Here is a 3,264-nt window from a genome sequence, read left to right as displayed (position 1 = left end):
TTGTTGGGGTTGGCGGCCACCTACTCTCCCGGGTGTGACCCCAGTACCATCGGCGCAGCCGGGCTTAACTTCTCTGTTCGGGATGGGAAGAGGTGCTCACCGGCGCCATAGCCGCCATTCTCTTTGCTCGGCTGTTATGCGAGCGTGATGGCTATGTGTAAGTTCTATGTGTTTTGACTAGTTGGGAGAGAAAAAAGCGCTGGGCATTGTAGGGCCAAGGGGCGGGCCGGCTTTGGGCCGGTCGCACGGTGCGTGCTTTGGGAACGCGCTCGGGCAATTAGTACCGCTCGGCTTTGACATCTCTGCCTTTACACCTGCGGCCTATCAACGTCATCGTCTCTGACGGCCCTTAAGGGAGATCTCATCTTGGGGCGGGTTTCGCACTTAGATGCTTTCAGCGCTTATCCCGTCCGAGCGTAGCTACCCTGCGCTGCGGCTGGCGCCACAACAGGTCCACCAGAGGCTCGTCCATCCCGGTCCTCTCGTACTAAGGACAGAACCCCTCAAATCTCCGACGCCCACAACAGATAGGGACCGAACTGTCTCACGACGTTCTGAACCCAGCTCGCGTGCCACTTTAATCGGCGAACAGCCGAACCCTTGGGACCTTCTCCAGCCCCAGGACGTGACGAGCCGACATCGAGGTGCCAAACCTCCCCGTCGATATGAGCTCTTGGGGGAGATCAGCCTGTTATCCCCAGAGTACCTTTTATCCTTTGAGCGATGGCCCTTCCATGCGGAACCACCGGATCACTATATCCGCCTTTCGGCCCTGCTCGGCTTGTGGGCCTCACAGTCAAGCTCCCTTCTGCTATTGCGCTCTGCGCACGGTTACCAAGCGTGCTGAGGGAACCTTTGAAAGCCTCCGTTATTGTTTTGGAGGCGACCACCCCAGTCAAACTACCCACCAAGCACGGTCCTCATCTTTGATGAGTTAGGCGCCAAGCAACTCAAGGGCCGTATTTCAAGGAAGAATCCACGACGCCTGGCGACGCCGCTTCACATTCTCCGGCCTATCCTACACATGAGTTACCCAGCGTCAATGCTAAGCTATAGTAAAGGTTCATGGGGTCTTTCCGTCCCGTTGCGGGTACTCGGCATCTTCACCGAGACTACAATTTCACCGAGCTCACGGCTGAGACAGCGCCCAGATCGTTACACCATTCGTGCAGGTCGGAACTTACCCGACAAGGAATTTCGCTACCTTAGGACCGTTATAGTTACGGCCGCCGTTTACCGGGGCTTCGATTCAGAGCTTCGCCTTGCGGCTAACCCCCCCTCTTAACCTTCCGGCACCGGGCAGGTGTCAGGCCTTATACGTCATCTCTCGATTTTGCAAAGCCATGTGTTTTTGTTAAACAGTCGCCTGGGCCTTTTCACTGCGGCTTCTCCATCGCTGGAGGAAGCGCCCCTTCTCCCGAAGTTACAGGGCCATTTTGCCGAGTTCCTTGGCCGTGATTCACTCGAGCACCTTAGGATTCTCTCCTCGACCACCTGTGTCGGTTTGCGGTACGGGCGGCCATGCATTTAAACGCTTAGCGGGTTTTCTAGGGAGCCTGCTTAGGGACGCTATCCCCGCGGCCGAGGCCTTGGGGTACTATCGGCTTTCAGCTAGTCGGGCGTACTTCACTACCCAACCAATACCTACGGCCTTCAACGCACTATTCCGTCAGTGCGCGGTCCTTTCACTTCTCCGTCACCGCATCGCTATGCATAGCCGGTGCTGGAATATTAACCAGCTGTCCATCGACCTGCGCTTTCGCCTCGGCCTTAGGTCCCGACTAACCCTGATCCGATTAGCGTTGATCAGGAAACCTGGGTCTTTCGGTGTGCGGGTTTCTCGCCCGCATTATCGTTACTTATGCCTACATTTGCTTTTCCAGGCGCTCCAGCACTCCTTGCCGGAATACCTTCGTCGCCCCTGGAATGCTCCCCTACCAGTGTATATAATACAATCCGCAGCTTCGGTACCACGCTTGATGCCCGATTATTATCGATGCCCTGTCGCTCGACCAGTGAGCTGTTACGCACTCTTTAAATGAGTGGCTGCTTCCAAGCCAACATCCTGGCTGTCTAGGCAACTGGACCCCCTTTGTTCAACTTAGCGCGAATTTAGGGACCTTAGCTGGCGGTCTGGGTTCTTTCCCTCTCGGCGCGGGACCTTAGCACCCCGCGCCTCACTGCCGCGTATATCAAATGGCATTCGGAGTTCGTCAGGATTCGGTAGGATTTGACTCCCCCTAGTCCTATCGGTAGCTCTACCTCCATATGACTCGACCGCGACGCTGCCCCTAAAGGCATTTCGGGGAGTACGAGCTATTTCTCAGTTTGATTGGCCTTTCACCCCTACCCACAGGTCATCCAAATACTTTTCAACGTAAACTGGTTCGGACCTCCAGTTGGTTTTACCCAACCTTCATCCTGCCCATGGGTAGATCACAAAGTTTCGCGTCTACCCCCTCTGACTGTGCGCCCTGTTCAGACTCGCTTTCGCTGCGGCTCCGTGCTTCAAAGCACTTAACCTTGCCAGAGAGGAGTAACTCGTAGGCTCATTATGCAAAAGGCACGCCGTCACCCAACGAATGGGCTCCGACCGCTTGTAGGCGCATGGTTTCAGGATCTGTTTCACCCCCTTATTCAGGGTACTTTTCACCTTTCCCTCACGGTACTGGTTCACTATCGGTCTCTCAGGAGTATTTAGCCTTAGCGGATGGTGCCGCTGGATTCAGGCGGGATTTCTCCGGTCCCGCCCTACTCAGGATACCACTAGGGCCAAGCAGCTTACGCGCAAAGGGCTGTCACCTTCTCCGGCCAGCCTTCCCAGGCTGTTACGCTTCAATACTTGGTCCCACGGCGTGGTCCTACAACCCCGGCCCTGCCGTGACAGGATCGGTTTGGGCTCTTCCGCGTTCGCTCGCCACTACTTGCGGAATCATTGTTATTTTCTCTTCCTCCGGGTACTTAGATGTTTCAGTTCCCCGGGTTCGCCCCCTTTCGGGTACTTGGTCTTCAACCAAGTGGGTTGCCCCATTCGGACATCCGCGGATCACATCGTATGTGCCGATCCCCGCGGCTTTTCGCAGCTTGTCGCGTCCTTCATCGCCTCTGAGAGCCTAGGCATCCCCCATGCGCCCTTCTCTGCGTTCTCGCCGGTGGTATTGCTACCGCCGGCCCGCTTCTTGGGCTGCACTAGAATTACTTCCAGGCAGTCTTACCTTATAATGTCTTTGTTTTTCTCTCTCCCATCATGTCAAAGAACTTCTC

General features: G+C 55.8%; 2 rRNA genes. Both read right to left on the bottom strand.

The features are described from left to right. Positions 1-7: 7 nt before the first annotated feature. A 5S ribosomal RNA gene (rrf, locus tag I0P70_RS21160) occupies positions 8-119 on the bottom strand. 138 nt (positions 120-257) lie between these two features. After that, a 23S ribosomal RNA gene (locus tag I0P70_RS21155) occupies positions 258-3,148 on the bottom strand. Positions 3,149-3,264: the final 116 nt, after the last annotated feature.

The organism is Pontibacter sp. FD36 (assembly GCF_015686655.1).
In the GTDB taxonomy this organism is placed as follows: domain Bacteria; phylum Bacteroidota; class Bacteroidia; order Cytophagales; family Hymenobacteraceae; genus Pontibacter.
The sequence above is the reverse complement of the archived record's forward strand: the minus strand, read 5'-3'. Positions and strand labels throughout refer to the sequence as shown.